This is a genomic window from Microcoleus sp. N9_B4, from assembly GCF_036701635.1.
Lineage (GTDB): Bacteria > Cyanobacteriota > Cyanobacteriia > Cyanobacteriales > Microcoleaceae > Microcoleus.
On record NZ_JAUBRC010000004.1, the window covers coordinates 196,130 to 214,805 of the forward strand.

Below are 18,676 nucleotides of genomic sequence, written 5' to 3' on the forward strand. Positions count from 1 at the left end.
AAGTTATCCTGATTTTCCATCGACTACATCTTCGCACAATTGGGCAAAGAATAGACCTTTAACATCCCAATCATAGATTTCCCTGACGCGCGTTTGACCTGATCGACCCAAGCGATCTCGCAATTCACGATCTTGGGCTAAACACACTATAGCTTCTGCTAGACCTTGCACAGTGCGATCGGGATCAGTAGCAGCCACTTTAATCCCCGTTTGAGCCGTCACTTGAGTAGCCGGCCCGCCCAAATCCAAACAAATTGTGGGACGACCAACCCCCATCATTTCCGTGCACACAAAACCACCAGAGTCATGCAAACTCGGATGAAGGAGAACGTGAGACTCCCCCATTTTAGAAAGAGTTTCAGTGCGAGATAAAGTTCCCCAAAAAAATACTTTATTTGCCAGTCCCAATTCTGTGGCCAAAGCTTCCAAACGTTGCCTTTCCGGGCCGTCTCCCACAATCCAGTATTCCGATTGTTCCAGCTTCGCCTCCGCAAATGCACGGAGTCCTAAGTGCACCCCTTTCCAATGTAAGAGACGACCAACACTGATGAATCTAATTGGTTGCTCCGGCGGGGTAGGAAATTGCTCTAGTTCTTGAATTTCCTGCTGCGATAAACCGACTTGCGAGAAAATCTTCACGTTTTTTGCTTTAAGAAATCGCAGTCTGGCTGCGGTTTCTTCCGTAGTTGCCAGCGCCACAGCACTGCGACGCGCCGTCAGACCCACAAACGGATCGCGTTCTCCTACCCTTTGAGCCAATGCTCGCAACGTTTCGTAAATTTTGCCCCGGCGACTAAAATCTTGCCAAAAAGGCTTTGGTGCTGCTTCTGCACCCCCCACAGGCCCCCAAATAAAAGGATGCGGCAACAGCGCCAAGAAACTTGGAGACCAATGTTTGACATAAGTTACGTGATGTACTATGTCAAAACCAATTTCGCGATCGAGCTTCCGAGCGATAAAATAAGCCCAGATTTGCCACAGATAGTAGTGAAGTTGCAGCAATCCTTGTTTCCCCTTCCAATCTTCGCTCCACCCAAACGGATCAAAATAAACAAAGTGCAGGTTGGGCACTGGGTTCCGCTCTAGTTCTGCTTCAATGTACGATCGACAAAACGTGCGAGTAAATACCCAACTTTCGTGATGTTTAGCAGATTGGATAACAGTATTCCATCCTACTCCCTCTTCGGAGCCGAGATTAGGTTCGCAAGCAAACGCAGATAATAAAACTTTCATGGCTAAGTGGTAATTGCTAATTGGTAATTGCTAAATTTTCTCTCTTCCCTCTTCCATCTTTCCCTTAAATCCTTTACACTCATCCGTTTCCGAACTTGTTTCACCTATTCTCCATCAAAAAAGATGTAACTTCGACGTAAGCTTTAGCTGCTGTTTCTGGCGTTTTTTGAGAAATTATCTGTCGTGAACGCTCTCCCATCGACTCAATCAAATCAGGATGATCTAGAAAAATTTGCATTTTATCCGCTAACTCTTTAGCATTGCTAGGATCGAAAATATAACCGTTCTCACCTGAGATAATTAACTCACAGGAAGCTGCACCATTTGAACACAACACGGGTTTTCCGAACACCATCGCTTCCGGTACAACCATACCCCAGACATCTTCAAAAGTAGGAAACACAAAAATATCAGCTTGCTGAAAATAAGCACCTAAATTTCCATATTCCACCCATCCCGCCCAGGTTACTTGCTCTTCAAAATCGCACTCTTTAATAAATGTTTCCAGTTCTTCTCGCTGATCTCCCTTGCCAATAATCAACAGCGAATAATCAACATAACCTTGATTTTTAAGAATAGCGCAAGCTTCTAAAAGCGTTTTAATTCCCTTTCTAGCTGTTATGCGCCCTACATAGAGAAAAATCGGGCGTTTTAACTGCAAGTTTGGTGGCTGAGTCTGATCCAATCGTTTCAGCAAAGCTCCCGCATCAGGTACGAGATAGGTTCGGGTAAAAATTTTATCCTCCGGTACGTTGAGAACTTCCATCAGATATTTTTTACCCGCATTGCTATTGGCAACAAAAGCATCGGCAAACCGCACCAAGATGCGGCGCACAAACGTCCTAAAACTGGAATCTCGAAAGTCTGTATTTGGGGAACTACCATCGTAAATAATCGCAATTTTCCACCTCAGTAGCGGTTTTAAAAACGCAACAATTACAGTCCACAAAGAGAAAGCTTGGGGGAAGACCACATGAGGTCTAAATTTTAGCAAATAGCCGATAATACTAGGCGATACTACAATGAATCCGCGATCGTATCCTGTTTCTATCTTTTCCGTCTCGACAAATTTAGTCTCCCCTACCAACTGAATTGCCGATGCTCCCGGCAGCGTCGGATCGAACCCAGACCAAACACGACCAGTATAAAATACAGTATTCTTAAAAATTTTTGTAAATTCCCTCAAAACAGGCTGCCAGTAAGCTCCCAGTTCCACTTCCGGGACAAGCCAAGCAATGCGGAGTTCATTTCTATCAACCATCCTATTCACCTTGAGTTTTATTTTTAGTCAATCCCAGTTTACTCAACACTGAAAGCCAAACTAACCTGCGATAAGGTAGCACCCAATAAATTGGCCACAACCAGCCACCATGCCGCTGAGTAAATACTTTCCACTCTTGAGCCGGTTGCAGGGTAGTATCTTTGAATGATAAACCTTTCGGTTTGCTCATTTTATCCAATCCTTCACTTAAATTATCAGCAGCCGTTTTGGTCACCTGGGGGTTGAGAGAACAAGTGCCTAAATAGCCAGGAGCAATCCAAACTGTACATCCTTTCTGTCTGGCTCGTAAACCATAATCCCAATCGCCAATATAATGGACAAAAGCTGGATCAAGGTTGCCGACCCTTTGCACAACACAGCGGGGAATTAATACGCAGTTGCCGTGCATAGTATCGCACATCTGAGGCTCTTTTGTTGGTTCGAGGATACCATATCGGAAGGGGTGCAAAGGGTTATTTCGCACCACACCGCCGTATGTTGTTTGACCCGTATCGGGGTCGCAGGTAGAACCACCAACGATGGCTTTGGTTTCTCCTTTTTCTGATAATTTTTGAGTAGTTTCTAGCAAGACACTTACGGTTTCTGGATAAATAAGAGTGTCATCATTTAACCATAGGTAGTAATCGGGATCATCTTTCATTGCTTCGCTGAAAGCCCCACGCATTCCCCCGTTCCAAAATAAGTTTCCATCGCCGGAAAAAATCTTGACTTGAGGATAGATTTGACGAACTGCCTCGCTGGTGCCATCGGTACTGGCATCATCGACTAAATAGGCTAAAATATCAACATCGGTTGGAAGTACCTGCTTAAAAAGAGCATCTAAGCAAGCTAATGTTTTCTCTTTGCGGTTGAAGCAAGTTAAAAGGGCGGCGATTTTAGTACGGTTCATTGTTCCTAATTGTGCAGCTTATAGCGATAGGCAAGGTAAAATTTACCAAATAAAACCAGATTTTTATCTTGACTTTGGAGTTGACAGAACCTCGTTAAAAAGAGACAAATAGCGATTTGCTTGTATCTCTAAGGTGAATTCTTTTTCCGCTTTCTGACGGGCGTGAATGCAGAGTTTTTGATGTCGATCCGGGTTTTCTAGCACCCATGCAATACCTCGCGCTAAATCCTCACTGTCATAGGGTTGAGCTAAATAGCCATTGTGCTGGCGATCGACAATATCTTTTAATCCCGTCACATCAAAAGCCACCACAGGCGTGCCACAAGCCAAAGCTTCCGATGCCGTCTGACCAAAAGCTTCGTACCGCGACGGTACAACCATCACATCAGCCGCCGCATAAACTTTTGCTAAACAGTCATCTTCCAACCGGCCGAGATAATGAGTTTTAAAACCGACATCGATCGGATTTTCCGGTTGAGAAGAACCGAAAACCAAAAGTTCAATTTTGTCTTGCCATCCCGACTTACTGAGGCTTTGCAACGCCGGAACTAGCAGCGGAAAACCCTTCCACCGATCGCCTGTTCCCTGCATCGCCCCAAACAACACCAAATGTTTATTTTGAGGCAAATTCAAACTAGATCTCACCTGCGGGCGGTTCAGCGGTTTGTAGACTTCAGCATCAAGGCCATTAGCAATTACTTTAACTGGATATTTTTTCAACAAAGAACTAGATTTCGCGCATTCAGCTAACCAATTACTCGGAGTTACCAAAGTCAGATCCAAATTTTGCCAAGATTGAGCTTTTCGCTGCCAAATCCAACGAGAAATATCAGCATCTTTAGTGCTGTGAAGCTGCGGACAAGCACCGCAAGCATCAAGATAGCGATCGCAATTTTCGCTGTAGTGACATCCACCCGTAAACGCCCACATATCGTGCAGCGTCCAAACGATCGGTTTATTAAACTTAGGCAGCGTTTCAATTTGCATATAGCCTTCACAAACCCAGTGCAAATTAATCACATCAGGATTAATTTTAGCAACTTCAGATGCCAGGGAATCAGGAACCCATTGAGGCGAAAAAATTACCTGACCCAGTTTTGGATAAACCTTTAACGGCAACCTATTTAATTTAGCTCTAATACCCTTAAATTTATCCCCTAATTTACTCGGCATCAACCGCACATTTTCATCATTACTAGACTTAGATCCTACCAATATTTGGGAATTTACCCCCGTACTTTGTAAACCCTTATGCAGGCGATAACTAGCTCTCGCAGCACCACCTTTAATATCATAATTACTTACCAGCAAAACTTTCATCTAAACATCCTTAACTGATGGTTACTTACTATTTCAAAAATTGTTGGATTTTTCGTTGTACTTTCTTGACCAATTTCGGATCGTAATCATATAGAGTGTTTTCAGTAAAATTATCTGCTTGGACATCCCGAATTGCAAAGGCTGGGTGTTTCATCGGAAATGTTATAGCTTCTACTGGCATATTACTATAAGGACTATTGACATCCTCCGTATTAGTTCCCCCTACACCATGTCCAATATTAGAAGCTAAATTGACATTTGCAAGAATGTTCATACCATTTTGAATGAAACTAGCAAATGTCCACTGAAAAGCCCAACTCTGTAATTTTTTTTCATAACAAAGCTGAAAAGTATTTGTCCAAACTTTTACAGCATGGGAGTCTCCCAGTACATCCATCAAAAAATTACCATCCCGAATTTCTGGCCACAGCTTCATATCTAAATCATAATGCTGCCAAGCTCGCCTCCAACTCGCCCAGCTCCAGCAGTGATTATAGCGAGAAAAGTAGTAACTATAATCAGTTCTTTTTCGCCCAAACTGAACATTTTGACCAGAGATTGACAGCATCCGCTGATCGTCTCGGTAACGCTCCAGCAACTCTTCAGCAAAGCGGAAAAAAGTAGGATGAGGGAGACAGTCATCCTCAAGAATAATTGCCTCTTCAACTTGATCAAACACCCAATTCATACCGCTAGAAACCCGCAGCCGACAACCGAGATTTACGTCTGCGTAATTCTTCAAAACTTCGCAGTCCCAATCTACTTGGTCAATAATAGCTCTAGCGGCAGCACATTCTTGATCTTCTCCCGGCCTATCTGGACGTGGGCCGTCAGCAATTACTAGCAATTTGGGAGGTTTGGCCTGACGAATTGCCTCAAATACTCTAGCCGTTGTATCTGGACGTTTGAAGATGATAAAAGCGACGGGTGTTTGGATTTGGTAATTGAACATTTCTTCGACTCTACTTTTTCTAGTAGTCTTCAACATCTGAATTAACAAGATCAGCAGTCATCTGCGATTTAAAATTAAACCACTTCTGAAGCATTACAGCCGCTATGTATGCCAGTGTATCATTGCTAGTCTGATAGGGCAAAAATCTATAGCGAAAACTAGCCATTCTAGGGTCGCTTTCTTGGTATAAAATATCTTGTGCAAAGTTCCCCCAACGCTCATCTATCAAATCAATTGTCATACCAGCATGAGCCGAAGGTAGCAACATATTAGAGCCGTGAAGACCAATTACTAAGCGGCTTTGTGAATAAACACGGCATATTTCCTTTTCAACTTTTTCATTAAAACTCTCCACTCTGTAATCTTCAATCCATTCTGGAAACTTAGTTTTTGTCCCCAAACCAGCTACTGCAAATTTTGCTTCTGGTACTTGCAACCTGATTTTCTCAAATAACTGCTGAATTTTTATATTTTGCAATGGCAATGCCCTTTCTCGTTGGTTTACCTTTTTCAGAATTCGGAACAGCAAACCGTTAACTAACAAACGATCTTCGCGCCAAATAAACGTAATTCTTGTTTCTGGGTTCTCAAAATTATGCTTGGGAACTCTAGTAAACCGCGTGATATCAAACTGGCTAGGATGAGAATGGGCTTCGCTGACATAAATTTCATCAAAGCGTTTCGTTTCTTCCTCTACAAAGTCGGCGAAGCTGGGATAATAAGTTTGACCATTTTTTAAAGAAATAGGTACTGTCCAGACTTCTGCAACTTCATCAGGAACCATCCACCTTAGAAACTTAGGAACTATCACCACTAACCCGCAGTCAGAGTTGCATTCTAAGTGCCTTTGTGCATTTAGCAACTTCAGCAGCGAATGACCATAAAGATGATCGATACAGTTTAAGATAATTACCCGCTTGCAGGGTTTAAAAACCTCTTTTACAATCTCAAGTTTTTCGGGTTGAGGATTTTGGAGTGAATTGAGTAATGGTTTGCCTAGCCATTCTTTTATGTTAGCAACTTTTGCAAAAACTTCACCTTTGATTGTATCAACTTGGACGGAGTTTCTGACTCCATGACCTACTCTCAACTCGTCGATTATTTCGCTGCCACATCCCGGGCACTTACAGTCCAAAACAATATGTATCCCTTGCCACAAAATTTTTTTGGCATTGAGTTCCGTGTCGCAATAGGGGCAATTCGAGCGCTGTTCTATTTTAGGTTTAATTTGAATCACTTTACTAATCCTCTGATTCTACAAGCTGCCTTGTATAAGTTAAGCGATCGCCAGATGAAATTTCCGAAGGGGCGCAATTCCTTAATCAAGAAATTGACTAATATAATCACGTAAAAATAAGTTATCAGAGTAGCCACCGTTGCTCCAAAAGCTCCATACTTAGGAATCAGCAAAAAGTTTAACCCTACGTTAAAAATAGATCCGACTACAGTCAAATAAAGACCGTAGCGCAACTGACCTTCTATGTTCAAATATGTACTCCGTGCTACTCCAAAGTTACTGCCAAATTGCGCCCAAACATAGATCCCAAGCACCGCTGCTGACTGTGTATATTTTTCACCGTAAAGTAGATGCACTATCCAGGGAGAAAGTAATGATATCGGTATGGCCACTCCCAACCATAAAAATATCATAATATCCGAGTAAATTTGAAATTTATTTAGATATTCTTCATAATTAGTCTTTCTCAAATTCGCTAATTTAGGAAAAATAGAGCTGGATATGATCATCGGCAAGAAATCGCAGATTTCCGAAATTTTAACAGCGGCAGCATAATAGCCCAGTTGAGCATTTTGATTCATCGCACCGAGCATTATCTGATCGGTTTTTGAGTATACATAAACTGCCAATCCGGACAAAATTATCGGCCAACTCTCCGATAGCAGTTCCTTACACCGTTTCCAACTAAAATGCCAATCCTTAATTTTATTCCCCGTAAGCTGATAAAAATATACATAAGCGATTCCTACCAGTGCCACCTCTGTCAATCGAACCCAGGCGAAGGCAAGCAGGGGGGCTTTAATTGTGACTAACCCAATTCTGACAGCAGCAACTAAAAAACATACCGAATTTTTAGCCAAAACTGTATATTTTGACTGGATTTGCGACTGAAACCAAAAATTGATAGCCTCAAAAGCATTAAAGATAGTTCCTGCAGCGATGATACCTACCAGCCACCGAGTCAGAGTGTCGTTGGGCTTGACTAGCGCAATCACGGTGACAGTTAACAACAAAGTGATGCAGCCACCAGTAAATTGCAGTCCGAAGGCAGTTCCCAGGGTCTCATTTTTGCATTCTGGGTCGCGAGCGATATTCCTCACTACCAGAGTACCCAACCCCATCGTTGCTACCGAACTAAACAGCGACACAAAGGCGATCGCGTAGTTGAGCAATCCAAATTGTGTCGGACCAAGATAGCGAGCCACCCAAAGGCCTACAAACAGACCTAGACCCATCTGCAAGATTTGGTCAGTGAACAGCCAAGCTATGTTGCTGAGTACCTGGCGCAGACTAGGACCGAGCCTTTGACTGACCGCAGTTAACTTATCTAGCATCAGAATATTTTAAATCTTTACAAAACACAAACGCGGTTCTGGCAGGGTCGGCAATCTCGCAAAATTAGATTGGTTGATCCTATAACAACATACCACAACTTGACCCACGATCCGCCCAATGGTTACTTCAATGGACTGTGCGAGCTAAAGAACGCCTTTGAGGGTTACTGGTGCTACTGTTAGAACTATTGTTAGCATTATCTATCGCAAGTCGAACCGTCAACATTACGTAACTCAGCCAAGGATTTCCTATATCTAGGATATAACCTTCTGTGATGTTGCTTATAATAATAGACACTAGAAAACAAATAGGTATTCCCGCTTCTTCCAGGGTGCTACGACTCAAGTACCGAACTGCGTAAGCTAAATTGAGCAGCAAGGAAGTCATCATTAAGATTAATCCCGGCCAACCGAAGGCTAACAAGATACCGATCGCGCCATTGTGAGGATTTTTCGGTTGAAATCCATTAGGAGTATAAATAAAATAAGCAGGAGTACCCGATCCTAACTTATCTTGTTGAAAAAATCCATCGAATCCGTAGCCAAACCATGGGCGCTGGTTGACCGCATCAATTAACTGTGGCCAGAATTCGGTCCGCCCAGTTAGAGTCAAGTCCTTGCCTAACCCACCTACAATAATATCCTCTAGGTTGTCTACTACAAAAACAGTCATAATTATGCTGACCACCAGGAAACATATAATTGCAGTAAAGGCCCACTGAAAACTTAAATTTTTTAAAAAATTTAGTGACGACACTGCAATTATTAATATGATAGTAATCACTAGAGCCGCGCTCGATTTATTAGCCCTTACTAGGTAAAATGAAAAGAACATCATTCCCAAAGCAATCCAGCGATCTTTCTGAGTTTTAGCTCCTTGAGAATAATGCAAATACCAAAATGCCGTACAGAGAGCTAAGACTCCCCCCAAAGAATTTTTAGATTGGGTTAAGCCGACAAAATCTCCTGCTCCAGGGGGTTTCATTACAAAACTTGCCAAACCGATTGCCGTGTATCCCCACCGCCAAAAACGAGATAAATCCTCCCATTTATATTGGGCTGCAATATAAAAGCCAAAAGCAGTAAATCCTGAAAAAGCTAGAGCTGCTCTTAGCGTTTCTTCAGGAACTAGAGACCATAATGTAGACAGTAATGGAAGTAATATATAAAGTAAAAAGAAAGGATTTTTTGTCAAAATTTTAGCAAAAATTTCTATAAAGTTGCTACTAAAAATTTTAACTCTTGAGATTAAAATTAATACTACCCAGGGGTAAAAAAAATAAGGTATTAGTTTTAATATGCCACCTTCTGGATCTTTCAAATTAACAAAATGTAAGTAATTAAAAGGAGGTTGTATCAGAAAGGGAGAGATAAAAATATAAAGACCAGCAAAGCTTTTTTCTAAAGCCAAACCTATTTTTTTATAGCTAGCAAAGTGAAATAATAATATAGTGGCCATCGCGAGTATAGCAATTAGCATCAAAGTCAATGAAGAACTACCTAAAATCAGCTCTTTCAGCATATTTGGTAGAGACACTGGTTCAGTCATAATTGCTTTCCTTTATCCGAAACAAGAGCAAATTATCTAGATATAAAATATAGCCGTCAACCCGCAACCACGCTAACACAGAAATTAGGCATAAAGCAAAAATACAGCATCGTTTTTTCGGCAATCGCTTAAAATAATGAGCTTTTTGCCCAGCACTAAAAAGGCTACACTTATATAAATCATAGTCAATAAAATTAGGTGGTGTATGGTTAACACCCATTTTCCAGGACAGATAGCCCGGTCGGTTGTGGGTGTTGTCTTGTTTGCTTCCACTGTCATCGCTGACGCCAGAAGCACCCCGGCACAACTTCCCATCCCGCTAGGCGCAGACCAAGCCCAGACCGTTGCGCCCGTTAGGAGAGGGCCGGAAAGCTATAAACTCGGTGGCGGCGATCGCATCCAAGTAGAAATACTCGAAGTACCCGAACTCAGCCGTGGCTACGAAGTCCTTTCCGACGGTTCAGTCAACCTGCCCCTGATCGGCTTGGTCTCCATCCGCGGCCGCACCTTAGTAGAAGCCACCAACATCATCCGTAACGCCTACCGCCGCGTCCTCAAAGACCCCATAGTCACAGTCAGCCTCGTCGCCGCCCGCCCCCTCAACGTCGGCGTCATCGGAGAAGTCACCAGGCCCGGAAACTTCATCATTACCCTAACTCCCGGCCCGGGAGCCACGCCGAGTGTCCAGTACCCCACCGTCACCCAAGCGATCAGACTAGCAGAAGGCGTCACGGGTGTTGCGGACATCCGCAACATCCGTGTCCGCCGCCCCCAACGAGACGGCCCGGATCAAGTGCTCAACGTCAACCTGTGGAAATTCTTGCAAGAAGGAGACATCTCTCAAGACGTTATTTTGCAAGACAGAGACACAATCGTGATTCCCACAGTCGCTAACTTCAACCAAGCAGAAGCTCGTCAATTTGCGACGGCTAACTTTTCGCCACCCCCAGAAAAACCTCGATCGATCTCCATCGTTGGCCAAGTCACCCGCCCAGGGGCTTACGTCGTCATCGGCGGCAACACCACAAACGACCTCAGCCGCGAAGGTTTTCCCACCGTCATCCGGGCCATTCAGCTAGCTGGCGGCATCACATCCGATGCCGACATCCGGCAAATCCAAGTGCGGCGCGTCACCAGAAGAGGCGAACAAATTATCCCAGTCAACCTGTGGCAGTTCCTAGAGTCCGGCGACGGCGCCCAAGATACAATCCTCCAGGAGGGAGACACGATCATCGTACCCAAAGCCACGATCGTCAACCCTGCAGAAGCTGGTGTGCTCGCTAGCACTAACTTTGCCCCCGTCGGCATTAACGTTTTTGTAGTAGGAGAACTCAGAACATCCCTCGATCCCTTGAGGCTCCCAGCTAATGCCACACTGAATCAAGCTTTAATTTCCAGAGGATTTTTTGGCTACGAGAATACCAGAGCTAGAAGGGATAAAGTTGAGCTAGTCCGCCTCAATACCGACGGTACAGCTACTAAACGGACGATCGAAGTCGATTTAAGTCAAGGAATTAACGAAGAAGCCAATCCTCAACTTCGCAACAACGACATGATTATCGTATCTCGCAGGGGTCTCGTCAATTTTGTCGATCGCATGAACGCTGTAATCGGACCTGTCGGGCCAGCTACGGGAGTGTTAAATTTTATAAACGTTCTCCGATTTTTATTCAGGTAAGAAGGCGACGGGTGAGGTGGATAATTCCTGGCAAAGGCTAGAATAAACTAAACAATAAGATTACCCCGCCGCGACCTAGCCACTTCAAAAATATCAACCTCAAAAATATCAACCTCAAAAATACCCAGGCTGAATATGGATAGCAGACAAGATTACCAACCCTTCACACCCAAATCGAATGGCAAACTGCCGGAGTTATCTGCTCAGAACTACAGAGATCACTTCGTAGAGGAGAGAGAAGAAGAAAAGCTAGACTTGTCCTGGCTCTTAGGCGTCGTGCGCCGTCGCTTCCTGGTCATGGCAGCAGCCACCATAGCTTTGAGCGCCCTGGCAGGAACAGCGATCGTCCTCACGTCTAAACAGATTACGATCGAGTATGAAGGCTCCTTTTCCCTCTTGGTAGAACCAGCCACGGCAGAAGGTTTGCTATCCAAACAATTAAACAACACCCAAGCTGCCGACTTAGCAAGAATTAATATAGAAGGAATTAGCTTAGTAGACTACGAAACCCAAATTAGGATTTTGCGTAGCCCCAAAATGATGCAGCCCATAATTGAGGAATTGCGAGCGTGGTATCCCAAAATGAACTATACGGAACTGATCTCAAAAATGTCCATCAACCGCGTCAGCTACACGAAAGATGGCAAACAGCAAGGCACAAAAATTTTACAAGTTCGCTACAAAGATGCAGACCGAAAAAAAATTTACGGCGTATTGGACAAAATTTCTAAAGCTTATCTAGATTACAGCTTGCAGCAACGGCTGATGGGCATTAATCAAGGTATTAAATTTATAGATACGGAGATGCCCAAGCTCCGAGAAAGAGTGGAAGTTCTGCAACTGCAAGTCCAAAGACTGCGGCAGCAGAGCAACTTGTTTGAACCTCAGATAGAGGGAAAATCTCTGTCTGAACAAGTTCAAAGCATTCGGGGTAAGCAAGTAGAAATTAGAGTTCAGCTACAAGGGATGCGAAACCTCTACCAAAGCTATGAAAAATTACTCAACGAAAATAATCCCCAGGGGCTGCTGATGACCCAAGGACAAGCTTACGGCGGACTCTTAGGTCAAATTCAGAGAATAGACTCGGAATTGTCCTTAAAATTAGCTCAATACAGAGAAGACAGTTTGCCAGTTTTAGCGTTGCGAAAAAGTCGGGAAGAACTGATTTTAACCGCCACTAAACAAGCAAGAGAAGTGGTGATGGGAAATTTAGAGACCCAAATCAAAGAAGTTGAAGCGCGCGATCGCGAAATGACCGCTTCGCAAAATGATCTCAAGGAAAAAATTAGAAATTTTTCAGTTACAACCCGACAATACGACAATTTACAGCGGGAACTGCAAGTAGTTACTAAGAGTTTTTCGGACTTCTTGGCAAAACGAGAAGCCTTGCGGATCGATGCGGCTCAGGAACAAATACCCTGGGTGCTAATCAATCCTCCGCAAATTCCGCTAGACAAATACGGCAACCCTATAATAGCTACCGTCAAACAAACCAGAAAACAGTTAGCGCTGGCAGTAATTTTAAGCAGTCTGCTGGGCATAGCAGTCGGCTTGCTGGTAGAGGTACTAAATACTGTGTTCCACACTCCAGAATCACTGAGAATCGCCACAAGATTGCCCATACTCGGGGTGATTCCGTTTACCAAAAAAGTCAAGCGCAGACCGCCAGCCAGACAGAGGAAACTAACATCGGCTCGATCGAACTCGCAAGTGGAAGTAGTCGAACTGGGCGAACCTAGAGATACTGGTTCGATGAGCGGGGAACCAAGTATTTTGAGCGACTTGGACTATCAATTTTTAGAAGCATTTCGATCGCTCTACACGAACATTCACTTGCTGAATGCAGGAACGGCAATTCGATCGCTCTTAATCGGCTCAGCCGTAGCCGGAGACGGCAAATCTACAGTAGCTTTGCACCTGGCAGCCACAGCAGCAGCAGTCGGACAGCGAGTATTGTTAGTAGATGCAGACTTGCGCTGCCCGCAACTGCACGCTAAGTTAGGACTGCCAAACGTGCGTGGCCTGGGCGATGCCATCTCCACAGATCTCAGCCTCAACGACGCGATTCAACGAGCCCCGAACCAAGAAAATTTGTTTGTACTCACCGCAGGCCAAATTCCCCCCGATCCGATCAAGCTTCTTTCTTCCAAAAAAATGCAGTATCTGATGGAGCAATTTCAAGCCTTTTTTGACTTAGTAATTTATGACACCCCGCCACTAGCAGGCTTGGCAGACAGCCACTTGATCGCAGCTCGTACAGACGCTACGATTATGGTCGTCCAAATTGGGCAAACAGACCGATCGCAAGTTCGCAAAGTTTTAGAAGAATTAAAAATTTCTGGAGCTTCCGTCTTGGGAATCGTTGCTAATGGCTGCAAAAACACCGGTCACAGCTACCGCCAGCGCCCGGTCGTTTTAGACACGCTCTACGACCAAAAACTATCGGCTTTAGGTACGAAAAATCCTAATTAGACCAATGTTGATGCAGGCGGCCGAGCGCCGCCGTCCTCAACCGGAAACGCACAACCAATCTATACCCTGATTTTTTGATAATAGTACCATTTGAGAAAGAAAATGATAGACTAACGGACATAGCCTCGTGTGTCAACCGAGATTGCGCGGATCTTTAAATTTTGCGGTAATTACTCAGAAAATGATTGAGAAATCAGCAAAAGTGGGTAAACTACATTTAGCAGAGCGCAATCTCAATCAGGAAAAGACACCTTTGAAGGTGAACGTTAGTGTAAACGTTAATGAGAACGTTTCAACCCAGAACCTTGGTAGGGATTATTCTATGAGTACAGTTATGGTTGTTGATGATAGCGTCACTCTGCGGGAGATGATCGCCGACTTGCTCAAAGGTAGAGGACTCAACGTCACAGTAGCGAGTGATGGCGTAGAAGCTCTAGAGCAAATCAAGGCTAACCGCCCAGATTTAGTCGTTCTGGATATTGTGATGCCCCGGATGAACGGCTACGAAGTCTGTCGTCGGCTCAAAAGCGACCCTAAAACCCAAAATTTGCCGGTAGTAATGTGTTCGAGCAAAAGCGAAGAGTTCGATCGCTACTGGGGAATGAAACAGGGAGCCGACGCTTACATCGCCAAGCCATTTCACCCTCAGGAATTGGTCGGCACTATTAAGCAACTGCTGCGAGGTTGAGGTAGAGGAATAGGGACAGGAAAAAAATTGTCTTGAGCGCTGATTATTTCTGCTCCCGCAGCCTCTCTAAACTACTCGATTGACAATAGTCCAAACATCCCCGTCCGATCGCACGTAGGGAACAGAAATACTTTTAAAACCAGTAATAAAAGGCTTGTAATAAACCTGCCAGTAGCTGGGACTAATTTGGTCGGCTATAGCTTTGAGTCCCTTCACTTCCGCCGCCAGTTCCGCCGCCAGTTCATTAATCCGTTCCGCGTGTCCCTGAGCGAGCACTCTTCCTTCTTCAACTTGCTCTTCCATCGGAGTGATTCTTTGCAACTTTACCGACTGCTGCTGTTTCTGACTCAGTTGAGCAGACAGAGCCGCGATCGCGTCATCTATACCCTTGACTTCGGCCGACACTTGTGCTGTTTCCCTCGCGTGACGCCGATAAGCATCGGCGATCGCTTGGGGCGAATCACCGGCTGGGACAACATCGGCAATACTAAGCTGCTGGCGTTCCAGGCGCAATTCCTCAATTTGAGAGTAGATTGCCTCTATATCTGTCTGAAGTTTGTCCACCTAATTATTACCGCGTGGTTGTTGGATATTTTAGCATATTAACACAAACCAATCACCTAATCGGCATAGAAATTGCATATTTTAGGCGAGCTAGAAGCAAAGCCCCACAAGCAGAAGTTGAAGAGTTTGAAAAATACAAATTTTTATATTTCTCAGTTGAGCGATTTCCGTCGATATCCAGTCGGGTTAATCAGGTCGTATTCGGTAAAATCAGCATTATAGATTGGTAGTGAGGAAGGCAAGTACGAGCGAGTTTTATGAGGATTAAAGTCGTCACTACAAGCACAATTCCCAATTACCATTTACCAATTACCAATTACCAATTACCATTTACCATTTACCATTTACCAATTACCATTTACCATTTACCATTTACCAATTACCATTTATTAAGAGATTTTTTTAAGTTGTTAGCCCTTGCTGCCTCAACTCGACTATAGTCTCTACCAAGACATCGGGTTGCACAGGTTTAGACAGATGTCGGTCAAAACCCGCAGCAAAAGCACGATCGCGGTCTTCATCCCTAGCATAAGCCGTCAGAGCGATCGCCCAAAATTTCCCTGTCTGCGTGTTCAGAGAACGCAGCCTTCGTAGCAGCGAATAGCCATCTTCCTCCGGCATTCCGATATCGCTGACCACCACATCCGGCTCAAACTGCGAAGCCACCTCCAACGCCTCAGCAGCAGACGATGCAGCCATGACAGCGGCCCCGGAATCTGCCAAGACAAACCTCATAAATTCCTGCGAATCAACCTCGTCATCAACCAGCAAAACCTTAACTCCCAGTAAATTACCAGCGCCAGCCAAAACCTGCGCTTCCTCGCCCGCGATCGAATTTACCTGCATCGCAGGGAGACGGAAAGTAAAAGTCGATCCCATATCGAGTCCCGGACTCTGGGCCCAAACCGTGCCACCGTGGAGTTCCACCAACTGCCGGACGATCGCCAGACCCAGCCCCAAACCGCTATAATTGCGAGTAATCGTAGCATCCGCTTGGCGGAAAGAGTCAAACACGTAAGGCAAAAAATTCGGTGCAACCCCAATTCCCGTGTCGGTAACAGCCAGCTCAACCTCCGAATCAATTCTCGAAAGCCGGATTTCAACTCGTCCCCCGCGCGGCGTAAACTTAATCGCATTCGTCAGCAAATTCCAAATTACTTGCTGCAAGCGGCCGGGGTCTCCTGATACCCAAAATCTCGGATTTAACAGAGATTCAGGATTGTCAGAAACCTTCCCAAGTTCGGAAAATTCAGCAGTATCCAAGCCCAAATCTACAATTGCAAACTGCAAATTGATCGACTTAGCATCGGCAGCCAACCGCACCGTATTCACCGCTCCTTCCACCATCGAAATCAAATTTACCGCACAAGGATTCAAAGTCAACTTGCCGCGAATAATTCTCGAAATATCCAGCAAATCATCAATCAATTGAGTTTGCAATTTAGCATTTCGCTCGATCGTTTCTAAAGCCCGCCCAGTAGCAGCCGGATTGAAATTGCGTTGCTGCAGCAGTTGCGCCCAGCCCAAAATCGCGTTTAAGGGCGATCGCAACTCATGAGAAAGAGTTGCCAAAAACTCATCTTTCATGCGATTTGCCTGCTGAGATTCCTCATAAAGTCGGGCATTGTCGATCGCCGCCGACACCGCCTGAGCCAACTGCATTAAAATACTTTGGTCATCTTCGGCAAACTCCCCCTCGTACTTGTCCGACAACTGAATCAATCCCAGATTTCTGCCGTCCCTAGCCGTCAGCGGTACAGCCAGCCAGCCCCGCATCGGCGGGTGCTTGCCCCCAGCCTTGCCGAACTGCCGCCATGCCGGGTGAGCCTCTAACTCGCTTTGAGTCATCCGCATCGCCTGTTGCTGCTGGCAAACTTGTTGGTAAATGCCCGTACCGTCTGGCTCTTCGCAGTAATCTTGCCACGCGGCGTATTTTTCTGACATGGAAAACTTGCTAATTCCCGCATCCCAGTTGGCGGCCGGGTTGAGGTTGACCGCTACCTGGTGGACTTCCAGAATTTGGCGGGCGCTATCGGCAGCTAACTGAAGTATTTCTGCCACGGACAGCGTGGAGTTGATAGCTACTGACGCGGAGGTTAACTTTTGCAGGCGGCGCAAATACGACCGCTCGCGGGCCAATGCGCGGGAGCGGTCGTATTCTAACTGTTTACGATCCGTAATGTCGATCGCCACCCCGAACAGCCGAAGGGGTGTACCCGATGCGTCAAAAACCACCCGCCCTTTGTCGTGAAGCCAAATCACTGACCCGTCGGGTCGCACTTTGCGGTATTCCGACTCGTAAACTCCCGTGCCCGTGAGTGCGGCATCCACATCTGCCAAAAACCTTTCACGGTCTTCTGGATGCACCGCATTCTTTTTTTGCTCAAAAGTACCACAGGTGCTATCTGGGCCCAAACCCATCTGTGTTTCGGCATTGGACGAACGGCGGACTTCCCCCGATGCCACATCCCAGGTAAAAGCGATCATGTTAGCGGCTTCTAGAGCAAAGCGCAAGTTTTCCTCGCTTTCTTGCACCCGCGCGATCGATAATTTGCGATCGGTAATATCCCAAACCACGCCGCTCGATCGCACCGATTTACCCGTATCATCATCAAAAAACTTGCCCCTACCCGCGATCCAATGCAAGCTGCCGTCCGGCCAAATGACTCTAAATTCGTAGTTGTATTCTATTTTGTTTTCTAAAGCAAAGGCAACAGCCCGCGCGATCGAGGCCTGGTCATCCGGGTGAATGCAGGCAAAAAACGCTTCGTAAGTTCCCGCAAAACTGCCTTTTTCCAGCCCGAATAACAGTTCGTGTCCCTCCGACCAAACCACCTCGCCATTTAATAAATTCCAATCCCAAGTTCCCATTTTCGAGGCTTCGATCGCCAACCTCAGCCTTTCCTCTGAAAGTGCCAACTGCGCCGACGTTTTCGCGTAGTTCTCGCGCAACTGCTGATTTTTCAAGCTTTCGCCCACGGCCCCCGCCAGCCGCTTTAAGTGCCGCCCTTTGAACACGTAATCGCTTAAGCCGGCTTTCATAGCTTCGACTGCCACTTGTTCGCTGCCGCTATCAGTACACATAATGACTGGACAATTGGGGTAGCGACTGTGAACTTTTTGGAGAATAGTTAATCCGTCGCTCCAGTGCAGTTGGTAGTCGGTAATGACTATATCAAAACCCCCGGCTACCAGGATGTATTCTAGAGTTTGGATATCAATAACGGACTTAATTGCTAAATCGGGAAAAGTTTTCCTCAGTTCTCGCTCGATCATCAGGCGATCGTTCGGGTTGTCGTCGATTAACAGAATAGACAGCATTAGCCTTTGAGTTTTTGTATGGTCGCAAACATTCTTAAATCTAACAATATGTTATTGAGCAATCTCGACAATTTAAATATGTACTTGGTGGGTTAATTAGACTTGCGGCGTTGCTGATTTGCGGTATGGAAAGCTAAATATGCAAGTCATAGAAACC

Annotated in this window: 13 protein-coding genes; 3 read left to right on the forward strand and 10 right to left on the reverse strand. The window is 45.2% G+C overall.

The genetic code is table 11. The features are described from left to right. Positions 1-3 precede the first annotated feature (3 nt). From QUA43_RS04340 to QUA43_RS04375, 8 genes are all read right to left on the reverse strand, one after another. Positions 4-1,233 (reverse strand): glycosyltransferase, encoded by a 1,230-nt coding sequence (locus QUA43_RS04340; RefSeq protein WP_333371337.1) that lies wholly within the window; start codon positions 1,231-1,233, stop codon positions 4-6. 100 nt (positions 1,234-1,333) lie between these two features. Further along, positions 1,334-2,494, reverse strand: coding sequence for a glycosyltransferase family 4 protein (locus QUA43_RS04345; RefSeq protein WP_333371338.1), 1,161 nt, complete (start codon positions 2,492-2,494; stop codon positions 1,334-1,336). 1 nt (position 2,495) lies between these two features. Continuing rightward, positions 2,496-3,404, reverse strand: coding sequence for a glycosyltransferase family 2 protein (locus QUA43_RS04350; protein ID WP_333371340.1), 909 nt, complete (start codon positions 3,402-3,404; stop codon positions 2,496-2,498). Between the two features lie 63 nt (positions 3,405-3,467). After that, positions 3,468-4,724, reverse strand: coding sequence for a glycosyltransferase family 4 protein (locus QUA43_RS04355; protein WP_333371342.1), 1,257 nt, complete (start codon positions 4,722-4,724; stop codon positions 3,468-3,470). A 28-nt stretch (positions 4,725-4,752) separates the two neighbouring features. Continuing rightward, a complete protein-coding gene (locus QUA43_RS04360; protein WP_333371344.1) occupies positions 4,753-5,676 on the reverse strand; it encodes a glycosyltransferase family 2 protein in 924 nt (307 codons plus the stop codon). 19 nt (positions 5,677-5,695) lie between these two features. Next, positions 5,696-6,835 (reverse strand): hypothetical protein, encoded by a 1,140-nt coding sequence (locus QUA43_RS04365; protein ID WP_333371346.1) that lies wholly within the window; start codon positions 6,833-6,835, stop codon positions 5,696-5,698. A 74-nt stretch (positions 6,836-6,909) separates the two neighbouring features. Beyond that, positions 6,910-8,247, reverse strand: a complete 1,338-nt coding sequence (locus QUA43_RS04370; protein WP_333371348.1) for a flippase — start codon at positions 8,245-8,247, stop codon at positions 6,910-6,912. Positions 8,248-8,374: 127 nt separating this feature from the next. Next, positions 8,375-9,796: an O-antigen ligase family protein gene (locus QUA43_RS04375; RefSeq protein ID WP_333371350.1), complete on the reverse strand. Its 1,422-nt coding sequence runs from the start codon at positions 9,794-9,796 to the stop codon at positions 8,375-8,377. Positions 9,797-10,001: 205 nt separating this feature from the next. Between QUA43_RS04375 and QUA43_RS04380 the strand changes: the two genes are divergently transcribed. From QUA43_RS04380 to QUA43_RS04390, 3 genes are all read left to right on the forward strand, one after another. Further along, positions 10,002-11,474 carry a polysaccharide biosynthesis/export family protein gene (locus tag QUA43_RS04380; protein ID WP_333371353.1) on the forward strand — a complete coding sequence of 491 codons (1,473 nt, stop codon included), beginning with the start codon at positions 10,002-10,004 and terminating at the stop codon, positions 11,472-11,474. 135 nt (positions 11,475-11,609) lie between these two features. Then, on the forward strand, positions 11,610-13,946 hold the full coding sequence (locus QUA43_RS04385; protein ID WP_333371355.1) for a polysaccharide biosynthesis tyrosine autokinase: 2,337 nt from the start codon (positions 11,610-11,612) through the stop codon (positions 13,944-13,946). A 322-nt stretch (positions 13,947-14,268) separates the two neighbouring features. Next, complete coding sequence (locus QUA43_RS04390) at positions 14,269-14,634, forward strand: response regulator transcription factor (protein WP_039886668.1); 366 nt, start codon at positions 14,269-14,271, stop codon at positions 14,632-14,634. Positions 14,635-14,700: 66 nt separating this feature from the next. Here QUA43_RS04390 and QUA43_RS04395 read toward each other — a convergent pair whose 3' ends face one another. Together QUA43_RS04395 and QUA43_RS04400 are read right to left on the reverse strand one after the other, a co-directional pair. Beyond that, positions 14,701-15,198, reverse strand: a complete 498-nt coding sequence (locus tag QUA43_RS04395) for a hypothetical protein (protein ID WP_333216787.1) — start codon at positions 15,196-15,198, stop codon at positions 14,701-14,703. Between the two features lie 402 nt (positions 15,199-15,600). Further along, complete coding sequence (locus QUA43_RS04400) at positions 15,601-18,519, reverse strand: response regulator (protein WP_333371357.1); 2,919 nt, start codon at positions 18,517-18,519, stop codon at positions 15,601-15,603. Positions 18,520-18,676 lie beyond the last annotated feature (157 nt).

Excerpts from the sequence above, each read along its gene's own strand:
- QUA43_RS04385 (WP_333371355.1), top strand. The coding sequence starts at position 11,610 with ATGGATAGCAGACAAGATTACCAACCCTTCACACCCAAATCGAATGGC.
- QUA43_RS04390 (WP_039886668.1), top strand. The coding sequence starts at position 14,269 with ATGAGTACAGTTATGGTTGTTGATGATAGCGTCACTCTGCGGGAGATG.
- QUA43_RS04380 (WP_333371353.1), top strand. The coding sequence starts at position 10,002 with ATGGTTAACACCCATTTTCCAGGACAGATAGCCCGGTCGGTTGTGGGT.
- QUA43_RS04370 (WP_333371348.1), bottom strand. The coding sequence starts at position 8,247 with ATGCTAGATAAGTTAACTGCGGTCAGTCAAAGGCTCGGTCCTAGTCTG.
- QUA43_RS04360 (WP_333371344.1), bottom strand. The coding sequence starts at position 5,676 with ATGTTCAATTACCAAATCCAAACACCCGTCGCTTTTATCATCTTCAAA.
- QUA43_RS04345 (WP_333371338.1), bottom strand. The coding sequence starts at position 2,494 with ATGGTTGATAGAAATGAACTCCGCATTGCTTGGCTTGTCCCGGAAGTG.
- QUA43_RS04350 (WP_333371340.1), bottom strand. The coding sequence starts at position 3,404 with ATGAACCGTACTAAAATCGCCGCCCTTTTAACTTGCTTCAACCGCAAA.
- QUA43_RS04355 (WP_333371342.1), bottom strand. The coding sequence starts at position 4,724 with ATGAAAGTTTTGCTGGTAAGTAATTATGATATTAAAGGTGGTGCTGCG.
- QUA43_RS04400 (WP_333371357.1), bottom strand. The coding sequence starts at position 18,519 with ATGCTGTCTATTCTGTTAATCGACGACAACCCGAACGATCGCCTGATG.
- QUA43_RS04340 (WP_333371337.1), bottom strand. The coding sequence starts at position 1,233 with ATGAAAGTTTTATTATCTGCGTTTGCTTGCGAACCTAATCTCGGCTCC.
- QUA43_RS04375 (WP_333371350.1), bottom strand. The coding sequence starts at position 9,796 with ATGACTGAACCAGTGTCTCTACCAAATATGCTGAAAGAGCTGATTTTA.